Origin of the sequence: Haladaptatus sp. AB618, assembly GCF_024136965.1 — an archaeon.
Taxonomy (GTDB): Archaea; Halobacteriota; Halobacteria; order Halobacteriales; family Haladaptataceae; genus Haladaptatus.
Genome location: NZ_JAMYJX010000003.1, coordinates 110,755 through 136,041, shown reverse-complemented (window position 1 = coordinate 136,041; position 25,287 = coordinate 110,755). Strand labels below are relative to the sequence as shown.

General features: G+C 62.8%; 29 protein-coding genes and 1 tRNA gene. 14 read left to right on the top strand and 16 right to left on the bottom strand.

What is annotated here, in order from left to right:
- Positions 1-181 precede the first annotated feature (181 nt).
- Positions 182-1,114 carry a DUF368 domain-containing protein gene (locus NKF26_RS11045; RefSeq protein ID WP_253228129.1) on the top strand — a complete coding sequence of 311 codons (933 nt, stop codon included), beginning with the start codon at positions 182-184 and terminating at the stop codon, positions 1,112-1,114.
- A gap of 41 nt (positions 1,115-1,155) precedes the next feature.
- Positions 1,156-1,272, top strand: a complete 117-nt coding sequence (locus NKF26_RS11040) for a rubrerythrin-like domain-containing protein (RefSeq protein ID WP_253228107.1) — start codon at positions 1,156-1,158, stop codon at positions 1,270-1,272.
- Here the strand turns inward: NKF26_RS11040 and NKF26_RS11035 are convergent.
- Positions 1,253-1,564 (bottom strand): hypothetical protein, encoded by a 312-nt coding sequence (locus NKF26_RS11035; protein WP_253234312.1) that lies wholly within the window; start codon positions 1,562-1,564, stop codon positions 1,253-1,255. The two genes, NKF26_RS11040 and NKF26_RS11035, sit on opposite strands and share 20 nt — an antisense overlap.
- Before the next feature lie 80 nt (positions 1,565-1,644).
- Positions 1,645-2,214 (bottom strand): plastocyanin/azurin family copper-binding protein, encoded by a 570-nt coding sequence (locus NKF26_RS11030; protein ID WP_253234311.1) that lies wholly within the window; start codon positions 2,212-2,214, stop codon positions 1,645-1,647.
- A 113-nt stretch (positions 2,215-2,327) separates the two neighbouring features.
- Here NKF26_RS11030 and NKF26_RS11025 point away from each other — a divergent pair, with 113 nt between their 5' ends.
- Positions 2,328-2,966 (top strand): hypothetical protein, encoded by a 639-nt coding sequence (locus tag NKF26_RS11025; RefSeq protein ID WP_253234310.1) that lies wholly within the window; start codon positions 2,328-2,330, stop codon positions 2,964-2,966.
- Here NKF26_RS11025 and NKF26_RS11020 read toward each other — a convergent pair.
- Genes NKF26_RS11020 through glpA form a run of 3 tightly spaced genes read right to left on the bottom strand, consistent with a single transcriptional unit; the run spans position 2,959 to position 7,233 of the window.
- The gene (locus NKF26_RS11020) at positions 2,959-4,287 is read right to left on the bottom strand and encodes an anaerobic glycerol-3-phosphate dehydrogenase subunit C (protein WP_066143069.1); all 1,329 of its coding nucleotides are present in this window, start codon (positions 4,285-4,287) and stop codon (positions 2,959-2,961) included. The genes NKF26_RS11025 and NKF26_RS11020 overlap by 8 nt on opposite strands.
- A complete protein-coding gene (gene glpB, locus NKF26_RS11015; RefSeq protein WP_253234309.1) occupies positions 4,284-5,576 on the bottom strand; it encodes a glycerol-3-phosphate dehydrogenase subunit GlpB in 1,293 nt (430 codons plus the stop codon). Before glpB ends, NKF26_RS11020 begins: the two co-directional genes overlap by 4 nt.
- Positions 5,566-7,233, bottom strand: coding sequence for an anaerobic glycerol-3-phosphate dehydrogenase subunit GlpA (gene glpA / locus NKF26_RS11010; protein WP_253228113.1), 1,668 nt, complete (start codon positions 7,231-7,233; stop codon positions 5,566-5,568). The genes glpB and glpA overlap by 11 nt, the downstream gene beginning before the upstream one ends.
- 143 nt (positions 7,234-7,376) lie before the next feature.
- On the opposite strand from glpA, the gene NKF26_RS11005 reads away from it, so the two are divergent.
- The 4 genes from NKF26_RS11005 to NKF26_RS10990 all read left to right on the top strand — a co-directional run bounded on the left by NKF26_RS11005 (position 7,377) and on the right by NKF26_RS10990 (position 12,148).
- Entirely contained in the window at positions 7,377-8,519 is a 1,143-nt protein-coding gene (locus NKF26_RS11005) for a Cdc6/Cdc18 family protein (protein ID WP_253228114.1), read from the top strand.
- A 141-nt stretch (positions 8,520-8,660) separates the two neighbouring features.
- Positions 8,661-10,205, top strand: a complete 1,545-nt coding sequence (gene glpK / locus NKF26_RS11000; protein ID WP_253228115.1) for a glycerol kinase GlpK — start codon at positions 8,661-8,663, stop codon at positions 10,203-10,205.
- Entirely contained in the window at positions 10,206-11,348 is a 1,143-nt protein-coding gene (locus NKF26_RS10995) for a hypothetical protein (RefSeq protein ID WP_253234308.1), read from the top strand.
- 125 nt (positions 11,349-11,473) lie between these two features.
- Entirely contained in the window at positions 11,474-12,148 is a 675-nt protein-coding gene (locus NKF26_RS10990; protein WP_253234307.1) for a phosphoglycolate phosphatase, read from the top strand.
- Between the two features lie 24 nt (positions 12,149-12,172).
- Here NKF26_RS10990 and NKF26_RS10985 read toward each other — a convergent pair whose 3' ends face one another.
- From NKF26_RS10985 to NKF26_RS10975, 3 genes are all read right to left on the bottom strand, one after another.
- Positions 12,173-12,340, bottom strand: coding sequence for a hypothetical protein (locus NKF26_RS10985; protein ID WP_253234306.1), 168 nt, complete (start codon positions 12,338-12,340; stop codon positions 12,173-12,175).
- Positions 12,341-12,535: 195 nt separating this feature from the next.
- On the bottom strand, positions 12,536-13,678 hold the full coding sequence (locus tag NKF26_RS10980; protein WP_253234305.1) for an acyl-CoA dehydrogenase: 1,143 nt from the start codon (positions 13,676-13,678) through the stop codon (positions 12,536-12,538).
- A 109-nt stretch (positions 13,679-13,787) separates the two neighbouring features.
- Positions 13,788-14,096, bottom strand: coding sequence for a hypothetical protein (locus tag NKF26_RS10975; protein ID WP_253234304.1), 309 nt, complete (start codon positions 14,094-14,096; stop codon positions 13,788-13,790).
- 149 nt (positions 14,097-14,245) lie between these two features.
- Here NKF26_RS10975 and NKF26_RS10970 point away from each other — a divergent pair, with 149 nt between their 5' ends.
- On the top strand, positions 14,246-15,070 hold the full coding sequence (locus NKF26_RS10970) for a hypothetical protein (RefSeq protein WP_253228130.1): 825 nt from the start codon (positions 14,246-14,248) through the stop codon (positions 15,068-15,070).
- Here NKF26_RS10970 and NKF26_RS10965 read toward each other — a convergent pair.
- Positions 15,067-15,624, bottom strand: a complete 558-nt coding sequence (locus NKF26_RS10965; protein ID WP_253228121.1) for an NUDIX hydrolase — start codon at positions 15,622-15,624, stop codon at positions 15,067-15,069. The two genes, NKF26_RS10970 and NKF26_RS10965, sit on opposite strands and share 4 nt — an antisense overlap.
- Before the next feature lie 165 nt (positions 15,625-15,789).
- Here NKF26_RS10965 and NKF26_RS10960 point away from each other — a divergent pair, with 165 nt between their 5' ends.
- Together NKF26_RS10960 and NKF26_RS10955 are read left to right on the top strand one after the other, a co-directional pair.
- Positions 15,790-16,002: a hypothetical protein gene (locus NKF26_RS10960; RefSeq protein WP_066143095.1), complete on the top strand. Its 213-nt coding sequence runs from the start codon at positions 15,790-15,792 to the stop codon at positions 16,000-16,002.
- A gap of 30 nt (positions 16,003-16,032) precedes the next feature.
- A complete protein-coding gene (locus NKF26_RS10955; protein ID WP_066143098.1) occupies positions 16,033-16,452 on the top strand; it encodes an RNA-binding protein in 420 nt (139 codons plus the stop codon).
- A 334-nt stretch (positions 16,453-16,786) separates the two neighbouring features.
- On the opposite strand, the gene NKF26_RS10950 is transcribed toward NKF26_RS10955, so the two are convergent.
- Positions 16,787-18,343, bottom strand: coding sequence for a polysaccharide biosynthesis C-terminal domain-containing protein (locus NKF26_RS10950; RefSeq protein ID WP_253228131.1), 1,557 nt, complete (start codon positions 18,341-18,343; stop codon positions 16,787-16,789).
- Between the two features lie 142 nt (positions 18,344-18,485).
- A tRNA-Leu gene (locus tag NKF26_RS10945) sits at positions 18,486-18,570 on the bottom strand.
- A gap of 86 nt (positions 18,571-18,656) precedes the next feature.
- On the opposite strand from NKF26_RS10945, the gene NKF26_RS10940 reads away from it, so the two are divergent.
- Complete coding sequence (locus NKF26_RS10940) at positions 18,657-18,977, top strand: transcription initiation factor IIB family protein (protein WP_253228132.1); 321 nt, start codon at positions 18,657-18,659, stop codon at positions 18,975-18,977.
- A 15-nt stretch (positions 18,978-18,992) separates the two neighbouring features.
- Here NKF26_RS10940 and NKF26_RS10935 read toward each other — a convergent pair whose 3' ends face one another.
- Positions 18,993-19,472, bottom strand: coding sequence for a phosphopantetheine adenylyltransferase (locus NKF26_RS10935; protein WP_253228133.1), 480 nt, complete (start codon positions 19,470-19,472; stop codon positions 18,993-18,995).
- Between the two features lie 261 nt (positions 19,473-19,733).
- Here NKF26_RS10935 and NKF26_RS10930 point away from each other — a divergent pair, with 261 nt between their 5' ends.
- Positions 19,734-20,651, top strand: a complete 918-nt coding sequence (locus NKF26_RS10930) for a peptidylprolyl isomerase (protein ID WP_253234303.1) — start codon at positions 19,734-19,736, stop codon at positions 20,649-20,651.
- A gap of 81 nt (positions 20,652-20,732) precedes the next feature.
- Entirely contained in the window at positions 20,733-21,335 is a 603-nt protein-coding gene (locus NKF26_RS10925) for a VOC family protein (protein WP_253228135.1), read from the top strand.
- On the opposite strand, the gene NKF26_RS10920 is transcribed toward NKF26_RS10925, so the two are convergent.
- The 3 genes from NKF26_RS10920 to pyrB all read right to left on the bottom strand — a co-directional run bounded on the left by NKF26_RS10920 (position 21,336) and on the right by pyrB (position 23,502).
- Positions 21,336-22,034: a hypothetical protein gene (locus tag NKF26_RS10920; RefSeq protein WP_253228136.1), complete on the bottom strand. Its 699-nt coding sequence runs from the start codon at positions 22,032-22,034 to the stop codon at positions 21,336-21,338.
- Positions 22,035-22,132: 98 nt separating this feature from the next.
- Positions 22,133-22,594 (bottom strand): aspartate carbamoyltransferase regulatory subunit, encoded by a 462-nt coding sequence (gene pyrI, locus NKF26_RS10915; RefSeq protein WP_066143121.1) that lies wholly within the window; start codon positions 22,592-22,594, stop codon positions 22,133-22,135.
- Positions 22,591-23,502, bottom strand: coding sequence for an aspartate carbamoyltransferase (pyrB, locus tag NKF26_RS10910; protein ID WP_253228297.1), 912 nt, complete (start codon positions 23,500-23,502; stop codon positions 22,591-22,593). Before pyrB ends, pyrI begins: the two co-directional genes overlap by 4 nt.
- An 83-nt stretch (positions 23,503-23,585) precedes the next feature.
- Between pyrB and NKF26_RS10905 the strand changes: the two genes are divergently transcribed.
- On the top strand, positions 23,586-24,224 hold the full coding sequence (locus NKF26_RS10905) for a division plane positioning ATPase MipZ (RefSeq protein ID WP_253228137.1): 639 nt from the start codon (positions 23,586-23,588) through the stop codon (positions 24,222-24,224).
- 130 nt (positions 24,225-24,354) lie between these two features.
- Here the strand turns inward: NKF26_RS10905 and aglJ are convergent, their stop codons facing one another.
- On the bottom strand, positions 24,355-25,263 hold the full coding sequence (aglJ, locus tag NKF26_RS10900; protein WP_253228138.1) for an S-layer glycoprotein N-glycosyltransferase AglJ: 909 nt from the start codon (positions 25,261-25,263) through the stop codon (positions 24,355-24,357).
- Between the last annotated feature and the right edge of the window lie 24 nt (positions 25,264-25,287).

The window sequence follows — 25,287 nt, the reverse complement described above, 5'->3', positions numbered from 1 at the left end:
TCGTTCGGTTTCCCGTTCGTTTTCCCGTCGTTTTCCCTTGTCTCTCGGCTCACACGTTCCAGCCCACATCCTCATATCAGTGCCTGCCGTAGACACCGCCGTGACTGGAGACGAACGCGAGTCCGGTAGCGTCGAGCGCGGATGGGAATCGTTTTTTGATTCGACCGGAAACCCCGGGGCAATGCGTGGCTTGCTGACTATCTACCTGAAAGGAGTCTGCATGGGGTCCGCCGACGCGGTCCCCGGCGTCTCCGGCGGAACGATCGCCCTCATCACGGGAATCTACGAACGGCTCATCTCCGCCGTCGCGTCCTTCGATCCACGAATCGTGCCGAGCATCCTTCGAGCGTACGACCCGGACGAGCGCGCGGCCGTCCGCGGGATGCTTTCGGAGATGGATCTCCCGTTTCTCCTCGCACTGGGTGCGGGAATCGCAACGGCGGTCGTGGCGGTGACGGGTGCCGTCACGTGGGGAAGCAAGCATCATCCCGTGATCCTCTACGGCTTCTTCTTCGGACTCATCGCCGCGTCGGCCATCGTCCTCTACAGCGAGGTGTCGATAAACACGCCGGGGCAAGTCGGTGCCGCAATCGCGGGCTTCGCCATCGCGTTCCTCATCGCCGGTGCGACCGAATCGGCGACCGGCGCGACGCCGCTTCCGTTCGTCTTCGTGACCGGGATGGTCGCCATCAGCGCGATGATCCTCCCCGGCGTCTCCGGGGCGCTCATCCTCATGCTCCTCGGGCAGTACAACTACCTCTCCGAGAGCCTGCACGGGTTCAAGGACGCGCTCGTCGGCCTCCTCGACGGCGGATCGATCGCGTCCGTCGTCACGCCCGGCGCGGTCGTGGTGACGTTCATGGTCGGTGCGCTCGTCGGGTTGTTGACTATTTCCCGAATCGTGTCGTGGGCGCTCGAACACTACCGGGCGGCGACGCTGACGTTCCTCGTCAGCCTGATGGTCGGGGCGCTTCGCTACCCCGTCGAAAAGACGTTCTCGTCGTCGTCGTTCGCGTGGACGCCGACGGTACTCGGCGCTGCGATCGTCGCCGCGCTCGTGGGTGGGGGTGCCGTCCTCCTGCTCGATTACACCACCGACGACCTCGACTACTGAGTGGGACAAACGTTAACTTACTGCATGGCATAGGACGCTCGATGACCGCGACATACGAATGTGAACAGTGTGGTAACCGCGTGAGCGCGCTCCGGCACCCGGGCGAATGCCCGGACTGCGGTTCCGAGTTGCGAAACGTCAGCGTTCCGCGCGAGTAACTTCCTTCGAGAGGGTAGGTAGTGAATCGAGGCTATCCGTCACGGCGTCGATGTCGTCGTCCACCTCGATCAGATAATTCCCGGCATCGGCGGTCGTGACCGCGCCGTCCGGCGTCGATTCGATGTATCCCTCCTCCTCCAGAAGCCGAAGGGACGCACGAATCTCGTGGTGTTCCCGTTCGGCGGTCCGCGATAGCCGTCGAATCCCTATCGGACCATGTTCCCCCACGAGAAGGAGAACCCGATGGGTCCGCTCGATTATCTCGATTTCGTGGTAGAGGGAGTCAAACATGTCTGAACACTACCGTCGCTCCACAAAAGCGTTCCTCCGAAGCGACACTGTGTGAAACAGTACCGTTCGTAGTCGCGTGGCTACCCCGACGGTCGCATCCCATCATCGGTCCCGACCCGCATCAACAACAGCGCGAAGAGCAGCGGCGAGAAGACCGCGAGGATGATCGCGGCGGCGAAGACGTACGCGTCGGCCGGGATGTTCGCGTTCGAACTCGTCGCTTCCTTTTTCGCACCCGGAATCTGCACCTTCCCGACCATCGTCGTCGGATGTACTTGACAGCGGTACTTCACCATCTCGGGAGTGGCGGTGAACGTCAGCGACTGCGTCGCTCCTTTTTGCGACATTCTATCCGTCCCTTTGATGACGTTCCCCGAGGAGTCCAGCAGTTGGAAGTTGTGCGGTTGGCCGTCGAGGTTCGTCCAGATGACCTCGTACTTCTGTCCGGCCTTGAGCTTCAACGTCGGGTTCTTCTTCCCGGAAATGCTGGACGGTTGCTGTCCCTGCCAGCCCATGACTTCGCCGCCGAGTTTGATGGTCTTCGTCCCCTGTGCATCGGCGGTTCCGCTGCTCGCGGCGGCGACGGTCCCCGCCGCCATCGTCGTGAGAAAGGCTCGCCTCGTCTGGGTCCTCGTTTGCTGTCGTGACATCGTACCCCCTACTTCGTTCACGACGGGAACCGGCAAGAAGGTTCAGGGTCCCGAATCCTGGCTCGAATGTCCGTACAAAAAACTATTCAGCGGTGAGGAGTGTACTCGTCACGATGAGCGAGGATACGGTGGGAGAGGTGAGCACGTTCCTGTGGTGGCTCGGCTGGCGACCCTTCGCCGGGGTTTTGCTCGGCGTCATCCTCGCGGGCCTCTTCGTCGTTGCGAAACCGACCCTCGTCAGTCTGGCCGTCGGTGCACTGATCGGACTCGGCCTGTGGTACACTGGGACGAAGGAGGTAGACCGGACGTACTGGACCCTCCTCGACGACCACGCGGAGTACACGAAACAGGTCGTCGAGGGCCTACGGAACGACCGCCCCCACGGGACCTGCTACACGCTGAACTACAGTTCAGGTACGTCGCTGTGGGTGAAACCGGACGAGCGATACTTCACGACCCACGCCCTCGTCGGCGACGAGTCGGTCACGTTTCACGAGGGCGTCGGCGTCGATATGAAACGTCGGATTCCGTACGTCAGGAACGACTTCACCGAAATCCGTTACGAGTGGCTCTCCTCGATACAGTACGAACGGCCGTACGTGCGACTCGAACTGACGAGCGGGAAGTCGATCCGCTACCGTGCGAACGACGCGCCCGACGCCCTGTTCGACGACGTGCGCGCACACATGCAACGCCGTCCGCAGGATACCGCCGAGGAAAAGGGAGAAACGATTCAGCGCGAGTTCAACTGACCAGCGCCGCGTCCAGCACTTCCAGCGGGTGGCGAATATCGTAGCCCGTCCCGTGTTCCATCTGCATCGCGCAGGTCGGACACTCGGTCATTCCCGTCTCGCCGTCGGCGTCCTCCATGTGCTCGAACATCTCCTCGCCGATTTTCATGGACTTGTCGTACTTCTCCTCCTTCCAACCGTACGTGCCGCTGATGCCGGAACAGGAGTCGCCAACGTCCACCGGGTCGGTGCCGTCTAGCGCCGACAGCAGTTCGACGGCCTGTCCGGCGAGTCCCTGATTCCTGGCGTGACACGGCGCGTGATAGGACAGCGTTCCGAACTCGGACTCCGGAACCGACGACTCCGCGAGCGCGCCGTCCAGGTCCTCGTTGACACGGAGGTATTCGAGCGCCTCGTAGGTGTTCGACGAGACTTTCTCCGTGCCGTCGAACGAGTAGAGTTCCGGATACTCCTGCCGAAGCGACATCGAACAGGACGTACACGAACAGATGACGTCGTACCCCTGCTCGACCAGCGCGGCGAACGTCTCGATGTTGAACTTCGCCGCACGCTCGGCATCGTCCAGCATCCCGTTCGCGTACATCGGCGTGCCCGAACAGCGTTGGTCGGGCACGACGACCTCGTAGCCGAACTCCTCGAACACCCGGATCATCGATTTTGCGACCTCGGGCGTGTTGAAGTTCGAGTAGTCGCCGTGGAAGTAGGCGACTTTTTTGTCGGCGTCCTCGCCGTCGTCCCGATTTCGCTCGGCTCGTCGCTTCGAGGCGGCGTCACCACCTCGTTCGTCCCACCAACTGGTGAACGTCTGCTCGGCGAAGGCGGGGAACTCGCGTTCTCCCGCGATGCCGAGCAGTTTCTCGTAGACGGTCTTCGTCACGTCGAGGCCCATCACGAAGTTGGTGATGCGGGGGAACATCGCGCCGAGCGGCGCGAGTCGGCCGTAGTTCGCCAGGATGCGGTTGCGGATGTACTCCCGCGAGAACTTCGACATCTGCTTGTCCACGTAGTCGCCGCGCGCGGTATTGTGCATGCCCGAGAGGGGCACGTTCGACGGGCAGGCGCTGTCACAGCGCATGCAGTTCGAACACGACATGATCGAATCGTCGATGTCGTGGTCGTCCTTGCGCTTGAGTCGCCACTGTTCCGGCCCCTGAAACTTCGGCCCCGGGAAGTCGTCGTCCACTTCCGCGACGGGACACTCCGTGTCGCATGTCGAGCACTTGTAGCAGTCGTCGGACCCCGGTCTGAGGTCGAGCGGTTCGCCTGTAAACACGTCGCGTAGTTCGGCCGCCTCTCGGCTGCCCGTTTCCTTCTCACTCATGGATTCACATTCACCTGTTCGCCCGCAAGTCGTCCGGCAACGACGCCCGTCGAAAGCGAGACGCCGCTGCCCGATTTCTCCGCCGCGAAGTCGTAGCCGCCGAGAACCCCGCCGGCCGCGCGGAGGTTCCCGAACTCCGGTTCGCCCGCCGAATCGAGTGGGCGCAGTTCGTCGTCCACGTCCACCCCGAACCGCGGGAAGGCGTGGTCGCCGAACGCCTCCTCGTCCGACCAGTCGTAGCGGTCGTCCGGTGCGGGGATGTAGCAGTCGAAAATCGGTTCGGAGACGCGTTCCCGCGTCGAGTCGATACCCTTCCCGACCAAGCCGCCGGTCGCCAGCACGAACTGGTCGCCGTGGAACGGGATTGCCGCGCCGTTTCGCTCCACGACGACGGCTTCGATGTCGTCGTCATCGTCCGTCTCGAAATCCACGACCGGATTTCCGGACGTGGTTCGAACATCTGCCTCGACGAGAGCCTCGTGAAACGCCGTTTCCAGGCGCATACCCGGAATGCTCGGCGGCCCCATCGGCACCTCGAACACGGCCGCGTCGAGTTCGGATTCGAGGCTGGCGATCACTTCTTCGGTCCGCTCCTCGCCGAGCAACGCCGGGAAGCCGACGCGCTCCGCGCCGTCGAGGTGCGGTTCGACCGCATCGGCGAGCGCGGTTCGGATCGGGAGGGATGCGGACACGCCGTCTCTCGATTCCTCGATTCGCTCGTTTTCGTCCAGCGCGTGGGCGAGCCGCGTGATTCGAGCGTCGGTCCTGAAATCGCCCGGAAACGCGACCGTCGCGCCGTGGACGTCGAACGGAACGTCGGCCGAGAGAGCCTCGGAGGCCAGTGGTGCGTCGAAGTCCACCACCGTCTCGAAGCCGACGAGCAGGGTGTCCCGGCCGTCGCTGGCGAGTCCGGCCGCGGTCGCGGGCGGGTATCTCGCGGTCGGTTTGATTTTCCCCCCGAAGGTGGGAACGAGGGCGTTTCGGTCGGTGTGTGCCCCCTCGTAATCGGCCACCGAATCGAAGAGGTCGAGGCCGTCGCGGACGCCGTCCTCGCCGACGATTCGGTAGGGATGCTCGTCCGGAAGCCCCGAAATCGCGTCGAACGGGTTCGGGACGAGTCCGTCGGCGTCCGTGTACCCCAGCACGTCCACGAGGCCGCTCGCGTGCCGGAGCGTGCTCTCCTTGTGCGAGAGCAGCCTGACTTGGGCACCTTCGCGGGCCGCCGAAAGCGCGGCGCTCATCCCGGCGATGCCGCCGCCGATGACCACCACGTCGTCCTCAATCGCCACGCTGGCCTCCGTCGAACGCCGCGAAGTCGATGTCTTCGGTAGTTTCGTCGCGGTTCATCGTCGTCGCGTGAAGGGCGTAGTTCAGCGCCCCCTGTGAGAGCTGTTCGCCCCACAGGCCGTGGCGCTCGCCCTTCCAGCGCTCCTGAAACAGTTCGTCGAGGGCTTTTCGAGATGTGGGTTCGTCGTACTCCGGATGGAGTTCGTTCGCCATCCGGTGACAGCAAATCCCGCCCTGACAGTTGCCCATCGAGGACCGGGTGCGGATGCGAACCGAGTTCAGGTCGGACCCGGCCCCCTCGATGGCGTCGTGAATCTCCGCGCGAGTGACGGCCTCGCATTCGCAGATGGTCGGGTTCGGATCACAGCTTTCGAGCACGCCCTCGGCGCGACTGCCGAGTCGCTGGACGCTTCTGCGGCCGATGGGCGAGCGCAGACCGAACTCCTCCATGTAGTCGTGAAGCAGGGTAAAATCGTGACTGCCGGGGAGCGGTTCGTCGGCGGTGTGGCAGGTCGCCCTGACGCCGAGTCGGTCACAGACGTGGTCGGAAATCTTCTCGGCCATCATCCGGTAGGTGGTGAACTTGCCGCCGACGATGCTCGCCATCCCCGACAGGTCGTCGCGCTCCTCGTGGTCCAACAGGAAGAAGTCGCGGGTGATGTCGGTCGGGTCGGTCGTTCCGGTCCCCGGCGGTTCGTACAGTGGGCGAACCCCCCAGAACGTCCGGATGGTCCGAGAATCGCGGAGAATGGGGACGAGTTTCGATAACTCGTCGATCATCATATCCACTTCCCAGCCTTCCTCGGGGTAGTTTTCCGGGTCCTCGACCTCCTCGTCCGTGGTGCCGAGAATCGCCGTCGTCTCGTGCGGGACGATGATGTCGGCGTCGCCCTTGGGTCGGCAGTGGTTGATGACCGTGTCCACCTGTCGGCAGTTCATGACCACCATCGCACCCTTGGACGGACGGACTTCGACGTCCACGCCCGCCATCTCGCCGAGTTGTCCGGCCCACGCGCCCGTCGCGTTGACGACGTACTCGGCGCGGATTTTCTCGGTCGTTCCGGGACGGGAATGGTTCCGTTTGCCCGGCCCGCTCGCATGGCGGACTTCGACGCCCGTCACGTCGCTTCCCTCGACCAGCACGTCGGTCACTTCCGCGTGCGTTTCGATTCGCGCGCCGTGCATCTCCGCGTCGGCGGCGTTGGCCACGCAGAGTCGGAACGGGTCGATGGCCCCGTCGGGGACGGAAATCGACCGTTTCACGTCCCCGGTCAGGTAGGGTTCCTGTTCGCGCGCTTCCCTGGCGGTCAGTTCCTCGGCAGGGATGCCACAATCGCGACAGCCCTGTAGCTTCTCCTCGAAATAGTCGTCGTCGTCGCCCTCCAGTTGTACGAACTGGCCGCCGGTCATCTCAACGCAGTGACTGGCGATGTCCCGGAGGACGCGATTTTCCTCGATACACTCCTCGGCGCTGGCTTGGTCGGAGACGGCGTACCGACCGCCGCTGTGGAGCAGACCGTGCATCCGCCCCGTGGTCCCGTGGGTGAGGTTGCCCTTCTCGACCAGTGTCACGTCGAGGCCTCGCATGGCGAGGTCTCGGGCGATTCCAGTGCCCGTGGAGCCACCCCCAATCACGAGCACATCGGCGTCAGTTGCCATGTATGACGGTTCGTTGGAATCCACTTTAGTTTACCGACAGTAGCGGTGGTATAGATAAAATACGGTCCGGCGGCTCGAATTCCGGCGGAACGCGACGGGCGAGAGACAACTATTATCTATATTCGAACGGTTAGACGGCGGTAATGGACATCGGAGAGCGCATCGAGCGTCGCCGGGCGACACCCCCGGTCGCCAATTTCGTCGTCGAGTGTGGTGTCCTCAGCCCGATGACACACATCTCGAACCCCGTCGGGCGAGGATCCACTTTGGAACGACTGCTCGACGCGCTCGACCCCCTGTTCGACGGCCAACTCCCGTCGAACCTGCATCTGTACGGCCCGCCCGGTGCCGGAAAATCGGCCATCGTCACCGCACTGTTCGACCAGTTCGCGGAACGGTTGTCCTCCGGCAACGGGCAGATACTGACGACGACCCGCGCCGAGAGCGAGGGCGGGTTCGATTTCGTCTACATCGACGCCAGGCGGGCGGGCACGGCGTTCAAACTGTATCGATCGGTGCTCGATTCGTTGACCGACGAGCACGTGCCGAAACGCGGTGTCGGCACGGGAACCCTCCGCCGAAAGTTGGCGACCGCCGTGGAGGACTCGAACCGTGGCGTCGTCATCGCGGTGGACCACGTCGACGAGGACGAAACGCTCACCGCCGCGGAGACGGAGTCGCTCTTCGACGAGACGGGCGACTCGCTGGCCGTGATGACGGTCGGTAGAACGCGCGGGGAGGCGGCGAATGCGCTCGAAATCCCTGCGTACAGTACTCACGAACTCACGGATATAATCACGGAACGGGCCTCACGCGGGTTGCGGCAGGGCGTCCTCGATCACACGCAGGTGAAGACGCTCGCGGAGTGGGCCGAGGGGGACGCCCACGACGCGCTCGCGGCGTTGTTCGGCGCGGTAACACTCGCCGTCGGGGCGGACGCGGACCGAATCCACGACGAGCATCTGACGGCGGGAATGGACGCGGTACCGCGCGACGGCGTTCCGCTCGGTATCGTCCTCTCGCTGCCGAAAAACCGCCGCCACGTCCTCGCCGAACTGCTCGAACTCGACGCGAGCGTTCGCGTGTCGGTCGAAACCAGCGCGACCACCATCGCGGCGGAGACGGACCTTTCGGCCGGAACGGTCACGCGCTATCTCTACGAACTCGCCGAGGCCGGGGTACTCGAACGGGTAACCTCCGAGAACGGGACCCGGAGCGGACGGCAACCGAGCAGGCTCGAACCGCGGTTTCCGACGCTCGTGTTCGAGGCGCTCAACGAAAATTGATCCCAGTCACACGCTCCTTGAAGGGGCAACATTTATAATGAAAGTGTTTGATGTTTACAGCCAATGGCCTATTGCCAGTAAAAATGGCTGGGCCACCCGATGGATACGGTCATTCAGGCATCGGACACAGGAGGTTATCCAATGGAAACGAACGATACCTACGTCGGCTCGATAGACCAAGGAACGACAGGCACCCGGTTCATGGTGTTCGACCACGCGGGAACGGTGGTCGCGAACGCCTACGAGAAACACGAACAGATCTACCCGGAGCCGGGGTGGGTCGAACACGATCCGCTCGAAATCTGGGAGAACACGCAGTCGGTCATCGAATCGGCGCTCACGGAAGCGGGTATCGACGCCGGGCAGTTGGCGGCCATCGGCGTGACGAACCAGCGCGAAACGACGCTACTGTGGGACGCCGACACCGGAAAACCCGTTCACAACGCCATCGTCTGGCAGGACCGACGGACGACCGACCGCATCGAGGAACTGGAGGCGGACGGGAAGGCGGACGACGTCCGGGCGAAGACGGGACTGCAACCGGACGCGTACTTCGCGGCGACGAAGGCCGAGTGGTTGCTCGATAATTCTGAACCGATCAAGACCCAGCGCGCTCGTCCGGCGAGTCTACGCGATCGGGCTGAAAGCGGCGAAATCCTGTTCGGGACCATCGACTCGTGGTTGATCTACAACCTGACGGGCGAGCACATCACGGACGTGACGAACGCGTCGCGGACGATGCTGTTCGACATCCACGAGATGGACTGGGACGACGAGTTGTGCGAGGAGTTCGACGTGCCGCGCGCGATGCTACCCGAGGTTCGTCCGTCGAGTGACGACGAGACCTACGGTTCGACGAACCCCGACGGCTTTTTGGGTGCGGCGGTTCCCGTCGCAGGTGCACTCGGCGATCAGCAGGCCGCCCTGTTCGGTCAGACCTGCTTCGACGCTGGTGACGCGAAGAACACCTACGGGACGGGCAGTTTCTTCCTGCTGAACACGGGTAACGAAGCCGTCGAGAGCGAGCACGGCCTGCTCACGACGGTCGGCTTCCAGCGCTCCGGGGAACCCGTCCAGTACGCGCTCGAAGGCTCCATCTTCGTCACCGGCGCGGCCATCGAATGGCTCGTCGACATGGACCTCATCGAGGACGCCGGGAAGACCGAGAACCTCGCCCGAAGCGTCGATTCGACGGACGGCGTCTACATGGTCCCCGCGTTCACCGGACTCGGCGCGCCGCACTGGAACCAGCGCGCCCGCGGGACGCTCGTCGGCATGACGCGCGGCACCCGGAAGGAACACGTCGTCCGTGCCACGCTCGAATCCATCGCCTACCAGACCCGCGACGTCGCCGAAGCGATGGAGGCCGACAGCGGCATCGAGGTCGAAACGCTCCGCGTGGACGGCGGCGCGGTGAAGAACAACTTCCTCTGCCAGCTACAGGCCGACATCCTCGGGACGGATATCGCCCGACCAGTCGTGGACGAGACGACGGCGCTCGGGTCGGCCTACGCCGCCGGACTGGCCGTCGGCTACTGGGAGACCGCCGACGAACTCCGGAACAACTGGCAGGTGGATCGCGAGTTCGAGGTGGCGATGTCGAGCGACGAGGCCGACGAGAAGTACGGTCGCTGGGAGGACGCGGTCGAACGGTCGCTCGACTGGGCGAACGACGGAGGGTCGTAGATGGCTGAGCTCTCCTCGCTCTGGGCCATCGAGATGCTCATCGCCGCGTTCGCGGGCGGCGCGTTCGGCGCGGCCGTCGGCGCGCTCCCGGCGTTCATCTTCACCGGCTTCATGGTCATCGCCGGGGAGGCAGCGAACGTCGTGGGACGCTACGTCGCCGCGACCGGTCCCGGCAAGGCGGGCGAACTCGGCGCGCTGGGAATCACGGGAGCCATCGCGTTCGGTCCGGTGTTCTCCCCCGCAATCAGTTTCGCGGCGGGGACGGCAGCGGCCGCCTACGCCGCGAAACGCGGCTACATGGAAACCGGCTTCGACTTCCACGAGGCGAAGAACATCGCCTTCGCACAGGGGACGAAACCCGACGTGCTCGTCGTCGGCGGCCTGTTCGGTATCCTCGGTTACTGGTTCGTCCAGCTTTCGACGATTTACAGCATGCCCTACGACCCCATCGCGATGGGCGTCGTCCTCTCCGCCGTGGCCCACCGACTCGTGTTCGGCTACAGCATCATCGGCAACGCCAAGAAGGGCCTCCTGAACATGTCCCCGTTCGAGTCGGAGGACCGTCGCATCATCGGCGAACCGGCAGTGGACGGCGGGGAATCAGACGCCGGCGGTTCGCCCGAAACCGACGGTGGAACGGTCGAAAACCGCTTCCTCGTCGAACCGTGGTTGCCCCACCAGTACAAGTGGGCGAACGTGGCGACGCTCGGCCTCGTCGTCGGGATTCTGGGCGCGTACACGGCTTACGTGACAGGGAGCCCGTTCCTCGCCTTCGGCATCAGCGCGGCCAGCCTCGTCTTCCTGAACTGCGGTGTCGAGCGAATGCCCGTCACCCACCACATGGCTCTCCCGGCGAGCACCGCCGCGCTGGCGCTCGCTCCGGCAAGCATGGACATCACGACGGCGTCCCCGGCCGCGATTCAGGCGCAGATTCCGCTCCTCACCGCACTCGTCGTGGGTGCGGTGTTCGGCGTCGTCTGCGGCCTGTTCGGCGAGGCGTTCCAGCGTGTGTTCTACTCCCACGCCGACACGCACATGGACCCGCCCGCCGCGAGCATCGTCTTCGGCACGTTCGTCATCGCGATTCTCGCCGCACTCGGCGTCTTCCCGCAGAGCGCGTGGGTCGCGTCGCTCGGGATGTAACGCGGAACTGCTCATCGGAACGTCCTTTTTTACGAACGCGAACGCGGACGCGGACGAGTAATCGAGTAAGCCGGTAAACAGCCTCGAACGCCGAACCTAAGTGCGGAACCGACGAACCCCCCGGCATGGTTCCACCGCTCGTTCTCGATATCGACGGTACGATGACCCGGCCGGACGACTCCATCGACCCGCGATTCTTCGATCTGCTCCCCGACTGGGAGGCCCCCGTCGTCATCGCCACCGGAAAGGCGTTTCCCTACCCCGTCTCGCTCTGTCACTTCCTCCAGATTCCGGAACTCGTCATCGCCGAGAACGGCGGCATCGTCCTCGCGAACGACGAGATCACGCGCAACGGCGACGGCGACGCCGCGCGGCGCGTCGCCGAGGAGTACCGCGAGGCAGGTCACGAGTTGGGGTGGGGCGAAGTGGACCTGACCAACCGCTGGCGCGAGACCGAAATCGCCGTCCAGCGCGACCAACCGCTCGGCCCGCTCTCGGAACTCGCCAGCGAGTACGGGCAGGAAGTCGTGGACACCGGCTTCGCCTATCACGTCAAATCCTCCGGCGTGAGCAAGGGTATGGGCATCAAAGCCGTCGCCGAACTGCTCGGACGCGATTTGGAGGAGTTCGTTGCCATCGGCGACTCGGAAAACGACGTCTCCACCTTCGGCGTCGTCGGCGAGAGCTATGCGGTGGCGAACGCCGACGAGAAGGCCAAACGTGCGGCCGGAACGGTCATCGATGAGTCCTACTCGGAGGGGACGATATCGGTTTTGGAGGAAGTTCGAGAGTGGTCGTGAACGAGTAGGAGTGTGCCGAGTTCGCTAGTTTTGGACGCCGTTTCGATTCGACGTAATCGCGACGAGTAGCAGGCAAAGGCCAACGAACAGCGCGTTCACGAACCACGGCGCACCGATTTGTTCGAACGCAAGCGAGGCAACGAATACTGAGAGGGCCACCAGTGCCGCCTTCGCGATTGGACGCATAGACATGACGGTTGATTGAATTCTATTGGGAGATATTTGTTGGGGTATTGGAGCATCGAATTATCGAATTTCAGGTCTCGAGAACACTCCTGTCCACTACGAACGGAGGCGCTTGATGTTTCGTAGGAAACCAAAGTACCGTCAAAAGCGGATTTCATCGAAAACGTGTCCGAGAGAACTCAAACGGGAAAAATTCGAACCTCAGTCCAACATCTGCGCCGCAATCGTGTTCCGCAGGACTTCGCTGGTGCCCTCGTAGATTTCGTTCAGTTTGGCGTCGCGGTAGTAGCGCTCGGCGTCGAAGTCAGTGGTGTAGCCGTAGCCGCCGTGAATCTGGATGCCTTCATTGGCGACTTCACGGCTGATTTCGCTGGCGAACAGTTTGGCCTGTGCGGCGTGTTTGATGAAGTCCTCGCCGCGCATCTTGCGGTCGGCGGCGCGGTGCATGAGCATCTTCGCGGCCTGAATCTTCGTGTCCATGTCGGCCAACTTGTGCTGGATGGTCTGGAAGTCGCTGATGGGCTGGTCGAACTGCTCGCGCTGCTGAGCGTATTCGAGCGCGTCGTCCCGTGCCGCGCGGGCGAGACCGATACTGCGTGCCGCAATCGTGATGCGCCCGCCGTTGAGCGTCTTCAGCGCGTGGACGAACCCGTCGCCCTCCTCGCCGAGCAGGCGGTCCTCGGGAATCCGGAGGTCGCTGAACCGGAGTTCGGCGGTCGGACAGCCCTTGTCGCCGAGTTTGTGTTCCGTGCCCTCGACGTGGAAGCCGTCGTCCTCCTCGGGACGGACGACGAACGAGGAGATGCCCTTGTTCCCCGCGTCCTCGTCCGTCTTGGCGAAGACGGTGACGGTGTCGGCGACGGAACCGTTCGAGATCCAAAGCTTGCCGCCGTTGAGGACGTACTTGTCGCCGTCCTTGTCGGCCGTGGTGTCCATCGCCGGAACGTCGCTGCCCGCGCCGGGTTCCGAGAGCGCGAACGCGCCGATGTCGGTGCCCTCGTTGACCGGGGTGAGGAACTCCTGCTTTTGCTCCTCGTTCCCGAACGCGTAGAGCATGTTGCCCGCGAGGCTGGTGTGGGCGGCGACGACGGTTCCGAGGCCGCCGCTCCCGCGTGCGATCTCTTCGAGGCCGATGGCGTAGGAGTGGTAGTCGAGTCCGGCCCCGCCGTACTCCTCCGGGAAGGGCATTCCCATCAGGCCGAGGTCGGCCATCTCCGAGACGAGGTCACTGGGGAATTCGTCGGTTTCGTCGATTTCCGCGGCGCGAGGCTTGATCTCCTCGTCCACGAACTCCGCGACCATGTCCCGGATCTGTTTCTGCTCTGCGGAGAGACTGAAGTCCATAACGGAAAATGCGTGCAGTCAATCCTTTACTTTTCCCATCGCGGTCCGTCCGGGTCCATTGCTGGCGTACGACATCTGCTCGCGGTACGACAGGTCGTTTCTCGTCGGCTTACGATAGCCGCTTGCGGATGGAGTCGAGCGTGACGACGCCCTGCACGAGATACGACGCCTCCTTGCTCTTCGGCGCGATGGTGGCCGCACCGAGCAACAGCGCGCCGCGCTTCGCGTTGCCCTTCTGGAAGGCGTACCCCGCCTGCGCGAGCAGGGAGAGGATGTTGAGTTTGTCGAACGAGATTTCCTGCAGGTCGTCCACTCCCTGCAATCCGTCCAGTCCGTTCAGCGGGCCGTTCTCGCCGGGTGCGGCGGACGTGAGCGCTCCGACGCTGGCACATGCGACGCCGAGTATGGTTCGGATCATGTACTAGAGTAGTATGTTCCCGGCGGGGAAGGTCTGCGGGGCGAACTTGAAAGCCGTTCAAAGGGGAAGGTGTGGGAAGTCGGGGCGGAGCGGAAGCGAGGGACACGGGGTTCGAAACCGATTACCGACCGGAACCCGAACGGCGTACCATGTACGGCGTGGTGACGCGAAACCCCGAAGAACTCGACTGGCCCGAGTTCGAGCGGGGATTCTACGAGATGAAGGACGTGACGGGGCGTGCAACCGAGCCTGTCGAGATGGGCGTAAACATGATCTCCTGTTTCGGCGACAGCACCGCCGCCGAGAACGACCCCTCGTTGGTGCCGGTGAGCGACGAGGGCGAACTCGCGACCCGCGAGCAACCGTACTTCGACTGGGGATACATCTGCCCGACGCGCGAGGCCTATCGGGAGGGACTTCTCGAAATGGTGTCCGACGCCGCCGAGGCCTACCCCGACGTGCGACTGGACGACATCGGCTTTCCGCGGGCGGAGTACTGCCACTGCGAGCAGTGCGAGGCGGAGTTCGAAGCGAGCGACCACGACGACTGGTATGCGTGGCGCGCCGACGTCATCACGGAGTTCGTCGCGGAAGCGACCGACCGAATCCCCGGCAAAACCTATCTGACGCTGTATCCCGACCCGTATCCGGGCCACCTCTACGAGCGCGCCGGACTCGACCTGGACGCGCTGTCGGAACACGTGGACGAGTTCGTCGTCCCGCTGTACGACATGGCCTACTCGACGACCTACTGGCTCGAAATCATCGCCAGCGGGTTCGCCGACGCCCTCGACATCCCGTTCAGCATCGAACTGTACGCGGTCGATATCGACATCGACGACCTCATTCACGCCACCGAAGTCGCCGACGCCTACGCGAACGACGTGTTCTTCGGCTACGAATCGGGCAACGCCCGCGGCGCGATTCGGCGGATGGACGCCGACTCACGCGACGGCGTCACGCACGGCAACTAATCGAACTCGTTCTCCTGCCACGCGACCAACTGCTCGCGGTCGCGGGTATTTTCGGGTAACTTCCCGAACCACTTCGCATCCGTAATCTCGCCGTCCGGGTCGCGGACCGTCGGCGTCGTCGTCTTCGCACACGCCTGAAAGACGGGGAGGATACCCCACGTCGAGTACTCGCCGCACCGAATCGCGGTACGGGTTGCGATACCGAGTCCTTCGTAGTTCGCCTCCACGCCCGCCTCCTCGCAGAGTTCCCGCTCCGCGGTCTCGCGGTAGGACTCTTCTTCCTGAATACCGCCACCGGGGAGCACCCACGTGTCCAGCCCTCCGTGCCAGACGAGGAGGATTTCGCCGGACGACCGATAGACGATGGTGTGTGCGCCGTACGGCGCGCCGGTGTCCGAGACGCGCCGGGCGAGCGTCCGAAATCGCCGCCGGGAGACCTCGTACGTTCGGGTGAACTCCAGAAACCCCGAGTGTCGCTCCGTCAGCCGATGATAGGCCTGCTCGGCCCGCTGGTCCGCCTCGGTAGCGAGAAACCAGAGGTCATCGAGTGTCATCGTGTGACTGACCGCGATGTGACTCGGATGGCGAACGAGAGGGAGAATCCGACCGCGCGGAGAGTACAATCATGTGCCACGATATTCGAGCGGGCGAGATAAGCCTTCGGTCGGGGACACTCCGGAATCGGACGGTTTTTACGACCGGATGGGCTATCCGGCGGTATGAGCTTTGAGGAAGACGACGCGGTCATTCTGCACGACCAGCACAGCGAATACGACGGCGACGAGGGGACGGTCACGCAAGTGATCGAGAACATGTTCGGCGACGCCACCTACACCGTTAGCTTCGAGGACGGACAGGAGACCGGCGTTCCGGAGGACTCCCTCGAAGCGGCCGAGGGTGACGCCGACGAAGACGCGGACGACGAAGCGTAACTTTTCTTTCCCCCACTCGTACGTACCATCATGGCCAGCGTTCCGTTTCATTACATCGACCTGCGTGCATTCTGCTATGCGACCGAAGACGACCAGCGCGTGGAGGACGCCCTCGACGCATACCTCCCCGAGGAGGCCGAAATCGAGCGCATGAAGAGCGAGGGGCATCTCGGCGACCGCATCCTCATCCTCTCGGCGCGGGTGGAGAACGCCGACGAAATGCGTCACATCCTCGGCAAACTCCGCGAACTGGACGACATCGAGCAAGTGCGCGGGGAACTCGACCAGCGCGTGGACGACAACTGCTCGTTTTTCATCTCGCTCGACAAGCAGGCCGCCTACCGCGACGAGGTTCGACTCGGGCAGGGAATCACCCTCCGCGCGAAAGTCGAAGCCTACCCCGCGAAGAAGGAAGCAGCGGTCGAGAACGCCAAGGAGGCGCTCTCGTAATCACGATTACGTCATCTCTCCCGGAGATAAGCCGACACAAAGTTTATCATGATCCCTCGTGTTGTGTGAATCGTTACCACGCAACGCGTGGATGAGTATCATGCTAGAATGTCCATACTGTAGTTCTGACCTAAGTCACGGCAGCAGTTCACGCACGACCCGTAACGGCAATCCGACCGGCCACAAAAGCACCGGTACCGAATACGTGTCGTGTCCGGACTGCGGCGGCGTGATAGACGGTTTCTCGGACCACTAACACCTACCGCGCAAACGCGTCTTTCGAATTTTTTGCGGCCGACCGTATTTCCGCGGGACGACTCGAACGGTGCCTAGTCTACCCGCACAGCGAGGAAAGGAACGGCGTTCGACATCGAAGTCGGTGAGCGAGCGGTCCGACCGGCACGGGGAAATCCGAGAGTAACCGAAGGACTTCACAGATACCCAGCGCACCCGTCAGGAACGCACAGGAGAGGAAGATGACGAGTCCGAGCGGGGGAACGATGACAAGGGAGAGCGGTAGGGCGATCCCCGAGATGGTGATGGAGTACGTGATGAAGTGCGCCAAAGCGAATATGGGCGGTGCCGCGAGAAGCATCGTCGCGGCGATGCGGCCGAGACGAGCGTTCGAGAGGGGATCGAAACCGACCTTCCGCGCGCTCCAAACGTGGAAGAGAAACATCGAACCGTAGCCGATGCTCGTCGAAACTGCCGCTCCGGACATCCCGTAGCGGGGAATGAGTATCGCGTTGAGTCCGATATTTATCGCCGCGGCGGCACCGGTCGCCCGGATCGGGAACCCGAGCGTTCCCTCGCCCTGACTTATCGCGAGAATCGGCCGCGCGACGGCGAACCCGAGCGCACCCGGCAACAACAGGAGGAGCGGTTTCACCGTCGGTTGAAAGTCGGAACCGAGGTATACCGGAACGACGTCTGGCGCTAACGCGGCGAGTCCCACCGCCATCACGCCGGTCATGAGTAACGTGTATCGCGTGGTGCGTGCGGCGAGGGTCGATATCTTGTCGGTTCGTCCCGCCGCCCAGAGTTCGGACGTGGAGTGGACGAAGACCGTCTGGAGCGCCAGCGGAACGAACCAAAGGAACTCCGCCAGTTCGAGCGCTCCCCGGTAGTATCCGACTTGTTTGGAAGTGGTCAGCAGGGTAAGCATCATGAGATCGACCTGATAGAGCGACGTGAGACAGAGGATGAGGACGATCGATTGGACGTTGAACGTGAGCAACTCCTTGCGTGGAAACTCCGAGGACGGAACCCTGAAAACGCTCCTCAGCGACACTTTGCGGTTGACCAGCGCGAGGCCGAGGAGGGCGACGGCTGTGCTCGCCGCGATGTTCCCGACGAACATCCCGGTGACGCCGTATCCCGCACTGATGAGCGTGAGGGCGATCCCGACGAACGTCACCTTCTGCACGATCTGCAGCGGTTCGGAGTAGCGTTCGAGACCGAATCCCATCAGCGTCCGGCGGGCGTACGACTGAAACTGACTCACGACGACGAGGACGGCGAGCAGGTACCCGTATATCTCGTATCCGGGAGGGAGGAGGGAATCGAGGACGCCGCTCCACGTGACGAGCGCGACGAGTCCCGCGCCGACGAGCGCCAACCCGGACGCCAGTCGAAAGTAGAACCCGACGACGTGGGACGTCCAGTCCGGGAACGCCCTGTTCTCCGCGAGAAACTTCCGGACGCCATCGCTCACCCCGGAACTGACGAAGATCATGAACAGCGAGAACGGGGCGAGGAGACCGTAGTAGATACCGATCCTCTCGGCACCGAGCCATCGATACAGGATCGGTGTGGTGAGGAGTCCGATGAAGAGCGTGAGCACCTTCGCTCCGGCAACGGACAGAACTCCATCCGAGATGCTTCGGTCCATTACTGTATGCTACGGTCGCGTTGGTCGTCCAAATACTTTCTCGCTCGGAACGGAATGATTTTCCCGACCGGATTGCGGATACCGTCGGCAAGCGGGGTGAGCCTTCGCTTTGCGAAGGCTCACCGGGTAATCGTGATGAAAATGTGCGGGACCGGATTCGAACCGGCGGACCCCTACGGGACAGCGTCCTAAGCGCTGCGCCGTTGGCCTAGCTTGGCTACCCGCACGCAGTATGGCTTTTTCATGTGCCGGATAAGTACCTATCGTTCTCGTCGGACGAGCGTTTATATCGGATGGCGAGCAACGTTTCTCCGTGTATCGGGCACGTGACCAAGTCGAAAACGAAGCCTGGCTCGCCGAAATCCAGCAGGCCGCGGACCGTCTCGAACTCGAAACCAGCGCTCGCTCGCGGGCGGCAGACCTCTTCCTCTCGACCGTCTCCGACGCAGATGATCCCGAGGACCGCTCGAAACGCGCGGTCGCGGCCGCCAGCCTGTACGCCGGGTCGCTCATCGAGGGTGACCAGCGTTCACAGCAGGTCGTGGCCGACGCGATGGACGTCTCTCGGCTGACCATTCAACAGCGCTGGAAGTCTATCTTGAAAGAAGCCGGACTACAACCGCCGTCGTGGTAGTTGCGTTCGGAAAATTCAGTCGCGTCCGTCGTTGTCCGGGGTCAGATTCCCGTGTTCGTCGATCTCGCCGACGACGATTCGCGTGCTGGAGATGATGTCGCCGTCCTCGGCCTCGACGTGCGGAACGACGACGATTTCGAGCGGGTCGTGTCCCTTCTCCGCCCGGAGTTCGTTGATTCGCTCGCCGCCGTCCTTCGTTTCTGGGGAGACGATGAGCACGTCGAACTGCTCCTCGGTGGCGATCCCCGTCGGTTCGGTGAGTTTTCGAACCTCGAAGTCGCGGTCGTGTTCCCCTGCAAAGTCACGCAGTTCGGCTTCGAGGTCGGCTTTTCGTTCCTCGAACGAGCGGACATGTCGGTCCACGTTTCGAGTCGCGGGAGCGAGATCATCGCTCGTCAACCCGACGGTGACATCACCCAACTCGAACGCTCGCTCGAACAACGCCCGGTGTCCATCGTGAACCGGGTCAAACGTCCCACCCAACGCAACGTCCATACCCCGGCGAATGGTTCCGCGTGGTTTATCACCTTCGGAACGTCGCGACACCACCGGACGCGGGGTATCCACCCCTTTGTCGGCGAGAGAACATATCGGCTAACTTCGGGAGGGGTTCACCGCGAGGCGACGGTTTCGCTGAATTTCGGTGTTTCATCCACTGAAATGCTCGTATGGGAGGAACGAAGGTTCCGACACGGCTAAATTCCTCCTCGAAGGCGAAACGTGATTCTTAAGGGCAGAACGGGTGTCGTTTCGGATATGAGTGACGAACAAGAAGCAGATGTAAACGAGGAAGAAGAAACTCAGACAGAGGAGGGGCTGCAGGAAGGAAACTTCATCAGTCTCGATTACACGGCACGAACTATCGAGGACGAGGACCTCGTCGACACGACCAGCGAAGAGGTCGCCGAAGAGGAAGGCATCGAGGCGGAAGACCGCGAGTTCGGCCCGCGCACCATCGTTCTCGGTGCTGGCCACATCTTCGAGGACGTCGAAGAGGACATCTACGGGAAGGAAGCCGGTGACGAGGGAACCGTCTCCGTCGAGCAAGCGTTCGGCGAGTACGACAACGAGCAAGTCCGCACGATCAGCGCCGACAAGATCGGCGAGGACGACCGCTACCCCGGCGCTCGTGTCAACGTCGACGGCCAGCAGGGCTACGTCGAGACCATCATCGGCGGCCGCGCACGCGTGGACTTCAACCACCCGCTCGCCGGTGAGGACCTCGAATACGACTACGAGATCGTCGAAGAAGTCGAGGACGCGGAGGAGAAAGCCAAGGGCCTCTTCTCGATGTACATCGACGCCGACCTCGACATGTGGATCGAGACGGACGAGGTCGAAGAGGAAGTCGAGGACGAGGACGGCGAAACCGAGACCGAGACGGTCGAGAAGGAAACCCTCTACATCGAGGCGACGCCGCAGTTGTCGATGAACCAGCAGTGGATGTTCCAGAAACAGCAGATCGCACAGGACGTCATCGACCGACTCGACCTCGACCGAGTCATCGTCCAGGAGACCATCGACGGTGCCGGTGCCGGTATGATGGGCATGGGCGGAATGGGTGGCATGGGCGGAGCCGACCTCGAAGAAGCCCTCGAAGACGCCGACATCGACGAGGACGAACTCGTCGAGGAACTCGAAGCCGACGACGAAGCCGAAGAAGTCGAAGAGTAATCGAGTCCCTCGATTCGTATCGAACCGAATCGAACCGCATCGAACCGAACCGATTTTTTCGAACGGACGTGAGCGTCGGATATGCAATCCCCGACCAGACTCTTTCATCTCCACTTCAACACGCCCGACGTGAGCCGTGCGGAGACTGAACTCGACGCGAACGGACTGCCACCTTACCGACGATTCGGGCAGGTCGATGGCGAGTTCCACGCGCTCGACGCGACGGACCCGATTCCGGACGACTTTCGCCTCCGCCTCCAGAACGCCCAGCGGGGCTACGTGAACGTCACGATAGCACCGGGACGAAAGCCGCATTTCGACCATCTCGGTCTGTGTACGACCGCGTTCGACGCGATTTGTGACCGTGCGGCGGAGGCGGACTGGTCGGTTCGGGACCGCGATGGACGACGGACGTTCGTTATGACCCCGTGGGGGTTCCGGGTCGAACTCCACCCGGACGGGAGCGACGTGGAAACGGACCTCGGGTCGTGGGACGACGGCCATTTCGAGCGGGTCGAACTCACCGTTCCGGACGCAAACGCGGACGAGCAGTTTCGGCGCGTCTTCGGCGGCGTTCCGGGGCTCGCGTTTCGGGAGGGCGACGAGGTACGAGTCCCGGCGTTCGAACTCGGCGGGGCGGCGTTTTTGGGTGGAAAAACCGTGGAGACCGCTTCGTTTCTCTGACTATCCCGTCGCGTTCTCGGAGCTGATGCTCCGGGCAGACCAACTTCCGGCGTTCGCATGTCGAACGACACCCGAGTCGACGCTCGCGTTCTCGATGACGATGTCCGGTCGTGGCTTCGAATCCGGATTCGTCACGGCCGGATCGACTTGCGGGTCCGTCGACTGCTCCGGCACCGTGACGTTGGCCGTGGACAGCGTCGTCACGTTCAGCGTGTCGAGGGATGCACCTTCGACGGTGAGGTTCTCCAGCACGTGGCGCTCGATGACGCGGTTTTTCACGCCGGGGTCGAACAGATCACCGCCCGGAACGTTCCAGATCGAGCGGTTTCGGATGACGATCCGATCGGCGCTGACGTTTTTCAGCGTTCCATTCCGGATGTGGACCGTCGAAACCGAGACGTTGTGGAGGGTGACGTTCCGCTTCGCTCCGCCCTTCGTCCGCAACGTCCCGACGTGAACCGTATCGATGGTCGCGTTGTCCACCGTCGTGTTCCGGAGCGCCCACGTCCTGACGGTCACGTTCTTGATGGAAACTTTGTAGTTGCCGACTTGGACCGCCGACAGCGCGCTCGGAGACGGAGACGTGTTGGTCGCGGCCGACGTGCTGGTTGACGTACTGGCCGCGATGGCTGCACCGCCCGAGACGACGAGGAGAAGCGAGAAGACGAGTGCGAGATGTCTGCCGATTCGGGTTCCCATACCGGGAAGCATTTCGAGTGACAGCATAAACCGGACCGACCGTTCGTTCCAGTTCGCCTCGTTAAGCGTTCCAGTTCGGCCCGTTAAGCCGTCGTTTCCTACTTTACGCTGATGTGTGCGGCGAGGTCGTCGCGGAGTATCGTCTCACAGTACTCACACCGAACGCCGTCGGGGAGCACTTCGAACTTCGAGTCCACCGGTTCGTCCTCCGTCGAGATACAGTTGCTGTTCGGGCAGGAGAGGATGCCGGTGACGTACTCGGGTCGCTCCAAGCGGTGCTTTTCCGCGACTTCGTACTCCCGGATGATGTTGATGCTCGCGTCGGGTGCGATGAGCGAAAGTACGTCCACCTCGTTCTGGCTCAACTCCATCCCCTCGACTTTCACGATGTCCTTTCTCCCGACCCGGTCGCTGGGAACGTTCATCCCGACGCTCACTTCCTCGCCGTCGGCCCCGTCGATGCCGAGGATGGCGAGGACGTTGAGCGCCTGTCCGGCGCGAATGTGGTCGATAACGGTGCCGTTTCGAATCTTACTGACGCGGAGTTCGTGGTCGCTCATTGGTCCTCCAGCATGGAATCCAGCAGTGCCATCCGCACCGGGATGCCGTTGTGTGCCTGTTCGAAGTATTTCGCGTGTTCCGTCTCGTCCACCTCGGGCGCGATTTCGTCCACGCGCGGAAGTGGGTGCATGATGGTCAAATCGTCCGGCGCGGCTTCGAGCGTTTCGAGGTCGATTTGGTAGTCGCCCGCGACAGCGCGGTACTCGTTCTCGTCGGGGAAGCGCTCGCGCTGAATCCTGGTCACGTAGAGTACGTCCAAGTTCGGAAGGATTGCCTCGATATCCGTGTGCTCGCGGACGCTTGCTCCAGCCTCGTGCAGGTCGTAGCGGACGCTTCGTGGCAGTTTCAGACTGCCCGGACTGATGAAGTGTTGGTGGGCGTCGAAGTTCGTCAGCGCGTAGGCGAGCGAGTGGACCGTTCGGCCGTACTTCAGGTCGCCCATGATGCCGATGGTGAGGTCGTCCAGCCCCGCGTTCTCCCGAATCGTGTACAGGTCGAGCAGGGTCTGGGTCGGGTGGTGTCCCGCGCCGTCGCCCGCGTTCAGGAGCGGAACGTCTACGAACTCGCCCACCATCTTCGCCGCACCCTGACTCGGGTGGCGCAACACGAGCGCGTCGGCGTATCCCTCGATGACGCGGGCCGTATCGGCGAGGCTTTCTCCCTTCTTCACGCTCGACGATTCGACGGGCCCCATGTCGACGATGTCGCCGCCGAGGCGCTTGATGGACGTCTCGAAACTCATCTTCGTGCGGGTGCTCGGCTCGTAAAACATCAGTCCGAGCAGTTTTCCCGCGTGTCGATCAGCGAACGCCGACGGGTCGGCGTCGATTTCCGCGGCGTGGTCGAGGACGTTCTCTATGTCCTGCCGCGTTAGTTGTTTTGTGTCGATAAGGTGGTCGTGCCGCATCATTCGAACAGGGGTTGTCACGCGTCTTGAAAGGTACGGGTCTCACCCCGAAGTTTAAATAAAATGATGGAACCACTCCCAGCATGCTCGCTATCGCCGGTGGCAAGGGTGGCTGTGGGAAGACGACGACAACGCTCGGTCTCGCGGGTGCACTCGGGAGGACGCGCCGGTCCGTCCTCGCGGCGGATGCCGACGTGGACATGCCGGATCTACATCTGCTCGCGGCCGTCGAACCGACGCCGAATCTCGCCGCGGTTGCGGCGGGCGAAGACGTCGAGACCGCCACCCATCCGCCGCCGAATCTCTCCGGCGTCGGAATCGTCCCCGCACCACGAACCATGGGAGAACGGATTTCGCTGGCGGACGCCCTCCGCCGTCTCCCCAGCACTGCGGACCACGTTCTCGTGGACTGCCCGGCGGGGGCTGGGCCGGATGCGGCAACACCGCTCCGCATCGCAGACCACGTCCTGTTGGTGACGACACCTGACCCGGCGTGTCTATGCGACACGGCCAAAACTGCCGCGATGGCGCGTGCGCTCGGAACAACCATCATCGGCGTCGTCCTCACCCGAGCGGACCGTCCCATGCCGAGAGTCCAACGACTGCTCGGAAGTCCCGTACTCGCGTCGATTCCGGACGGCGGCATCGCGGTGCTCTCCGACGAGTCGGTCGTTCGGGCGTACGACCGACTCGCGTCGGTGCTCCTGTCCAAACGGCTCTGACCGCCCCCCTTCGTGTGAAAAGAACGCTCCCGTCGTGGATAGTTCCAGTCTACCGTCGTTAGTCGACAGTCGCCATCTGCCGCCGTTAGTCGACAGTCGTCATCTACCTTCGTTCCTCGACAGTCGCCGTCTACCGTCGTTCTTCGATACGACGCATCTGTTCGCGGTGCAGTGTCACGATCATGTCCGAGAGGACGCCGAACATCAGCAGTTGCAGGCCGAAGATGATGGAGACACCCGCGACGATGGCGAGTACTTCGTGTGAGATGTGGCGTGTCACCCACTCGACGCCGACGTAGGCGCCGAGGAACACCCCGAAGAGACCGCTGACGAATCCCATGCTTCCGAAGTAAAAGAGCGGGTTGTTCGTCTTGGCGAGTTGGTACAGCGTCATGATGATGTCGCCGCCGTCCCAGAGCGGGTGGAGGTTCGTCTCCGAGTCGTCGGGGCGTTCCTCGTACTGGACCGGGACGACGGCGGTCGGCACGCTGTGTTTGACGCATTCGACGGCGAGTTCGGTTTCGACGCCGAAGCCGTCCGAGGTGAGATACGCCCGTTCGGCCGACTTGCGGGTGAACGCGCGGTAGCCGCTGAGGATGTCCTTGAAGTTCGAGCGGTGAATGACTGCGAAGGCTTCGTTGATGATGCGGTTGCCGAAGTGGTTCAGCCGCGGCATCGAGCCGTCGTCCATGTCCGAGAATCGGTTGCCGATGACGTGGTCGTACCCATCGTCGAGCGGGGCAAGCATCGTGTCCGCATCCCCGGGTTTGTACGTCCCGTCTCCGTCCAGCATCAACACGTACTCAGCTTCGATGTGGTCCAATCCCTCACGGACCGCTTGGCCTTTGCCGACCCCGCTCTGTTGGATGACGCGCGCGCCGTGATCCGTCGCCACGTCGCGCGTTCCGTCGTCCGAGTTCCCGTCGACAACGAGAACGTTCGAAAATCCCTGCTCACGGAAGCCATCGATGACCTCGCCAATCGTTTCGGCTTCGTTCAACGTTGGGATGAGTACGCACACGTCCTCTCTGTCGGGCATCGTCGGGAGATGAACACCGGGAGG

Bases quoted from the DNA above. Each gene is read 5' to 3' on its own strand.
- NKF26_RS11045 (WP_253228129.1), top strand. From the start codon at position 182: ATGCGTGGCTTGCTGACTATCTACCTGAAAGGAGTCTGCATGGGGTCC.
- NKF26_RS11040 (WP_253228107.1), top strand. From the start codon at position 1,156: ATGACCGCGACATACGAATGTGAACAGTGTGGTAACCGCGTGAGCGCG.
- NKF26_RS11035 (WP_253234312.1), bottom strand. From the start codon at position 1,564: ATGTTTGACTCCCTCTACCACGAAATCGAGATAATCGAGCGGACCCAT.
- NKF26_RS11030 (WP_253234311.1), bottom strand. From the start codon at position 2,214: ATGTCACGACAGCAAACGAGGACCCAGACGAGGCGAGCCTTTCTCACG.
- NKF26_RS11025 (WP_253234310.1), top strand. From the start codon at position 2,328: ATGAGCGAGGATACGGTGGGAGAGGTGAGCACGTTCCTGTGGTGGCTC.
- NKF26_RS11020 (WP_066143069.1), bottom strand. From the start codon at position 4,287: ATGAGTGAGAAGGAAACGGGCAGCCGAGAGGCGGCCGAACTACGCGAC.
- glpA (WP_253228113.1), bottom strand. From the start codon at position 7,233: ATGGCAACTGACGCCGATGTGCTCGTGATTGGGGGTGGCTCCACGGGC.
- NKF26_RS11005 (WP_253228114.1), top strand. From the start codon at position 7,377: ATGGACATCGGAGAGCGCATCGAGCGTCGCCGGGCGACACCCCCGGTC.
- glpK (WP_253228115.1), top strand. From the start codon at position 8,661: ATGGAAACGAACGATACCTACGTCGGCTCGATAGACCAAGGAACGACA.
- NKF26_RS10995 (WP_253234308.1), top strand. From the start codon at position 10,206: ATGGCTGAGCTCTCCTCGCTCTGGGCCATCGAGATGCTCATCGCCGCG.
- NKF26_RS10990 (WP_253234307.1), top strand. From the start codon at position 11,474: ATGGTTCCACCGCTCGTTCTCGATATCGACGGTACGATGACCCGGCCG.
- NKF26_RS10985 (WP_253234306.1), bottom strand. From the start codon at position 12,340: ATGTCTATGCGTCCAATCGCGAAGGCGGCACTGGTGGCCCTCTCAGTA.
- NKF26_RS10980 (WP_253234305.1), bottom strand. From the start codon at position 13,678: ATGGACTTCAGTCTCTCCGCAGAGCAGAAACAGATCCGGGACATGGTC.
- NKF26_RS10975 (WP_253234304.1), bottom strand. From the start codon at position 14,096: ATGATCCGAACCATACTCGGCGTCGCATGTGCCAGCGTCGGAGCGCTC.
- NKF26_RS10970 (WP_253228130.1), top strand. From the start codon at position 14,246: ATGTACGGCGTGGTGACGCGAAACCCCGAAGAACTCGACTGGCCCGAG.
- NKF26_RS10965 (WP_253228121.1), bottom strand. From the start codon at position 15,624: ATGACACTCGATGACCTCTGGTTTCTCGCTACCGAGGCGGACCAGCGG.
- NKF26_RS10960 (WP_066143095.1), top strand. From the start codon at position 15,790: ATGAGCTTTGAGGAAGACGACGCGGTCATTCTGCACGACCAGCACAGC.
- NKF26_RS10955 (WP_066143098.1), top strand. From the start codon at position 16,033: ATGGCCAGCGTTCCGTTTCATTACATCGACCTGCGTGCATTCTGCTAT.
- NKF26_RS10950 (WP_253228131.1), bottom strand. From the start codon at position 18,343: ATGGACCGAAGCATCTCGGATGGAGTTCTGTCCGTTGCCGGAGCGAAG.
- NKF26_RS10935 (WP_253228133.1), bottom strand. From the start codon at position 19,472: ATGGACGTTGCGTTGGGTGGGACGTTTGACCCGGTTCACGATGGACAC.
- NKF26_RS10930 (WP_253234303.1), top strand. From the start codon at position 19,734: ATGAGTGACGAACAAGAAGCAGATGTAAACGAGGAAGAAGAAACTCAG.
- NKF26_RS10925 (WP_253228135.1), top strand. From the start codon at position 20,733: ATGCAATCCCCGACCAGACTCTTTCATCTCCACTTCAACACGCCCGAC.
- NKF26_RS10920 (WP_253228136.1), bottom strand. From the start codon at position 22,034: ATGGGAACCCGAATCGGCAGACATCTCGCACTCGTCTTCTCGCTTCTC.
- pyrI (WP_066143121.1), bottom strand. From the start codon at position 22,594: ATGAGCGACCACGAACTCCGCGTCAGTAAGATTCGAAACGGCACCGTT.
- pyrB (WP_253228297.1), bottom strand. From the start codon at position 23,502: ATGCGGCACGACCACCTTATCGACACAAAACAACTAACGCGGCAGGAC.
- NKF26_RS10905 (WP_253228137.1), top strand. From the start codon at position 23,586: ATGCTCGCTATCGCCGGTGGCAAGGGTGGCTGTGGGAAGACGACGACA.
- aglJ (WP_253228138.1), bottom strand. From the start codon at position 25,263: ATGCCCGACAGAGAGGACGTGTGCGTACTCATCCCAACGTTGAACGAA.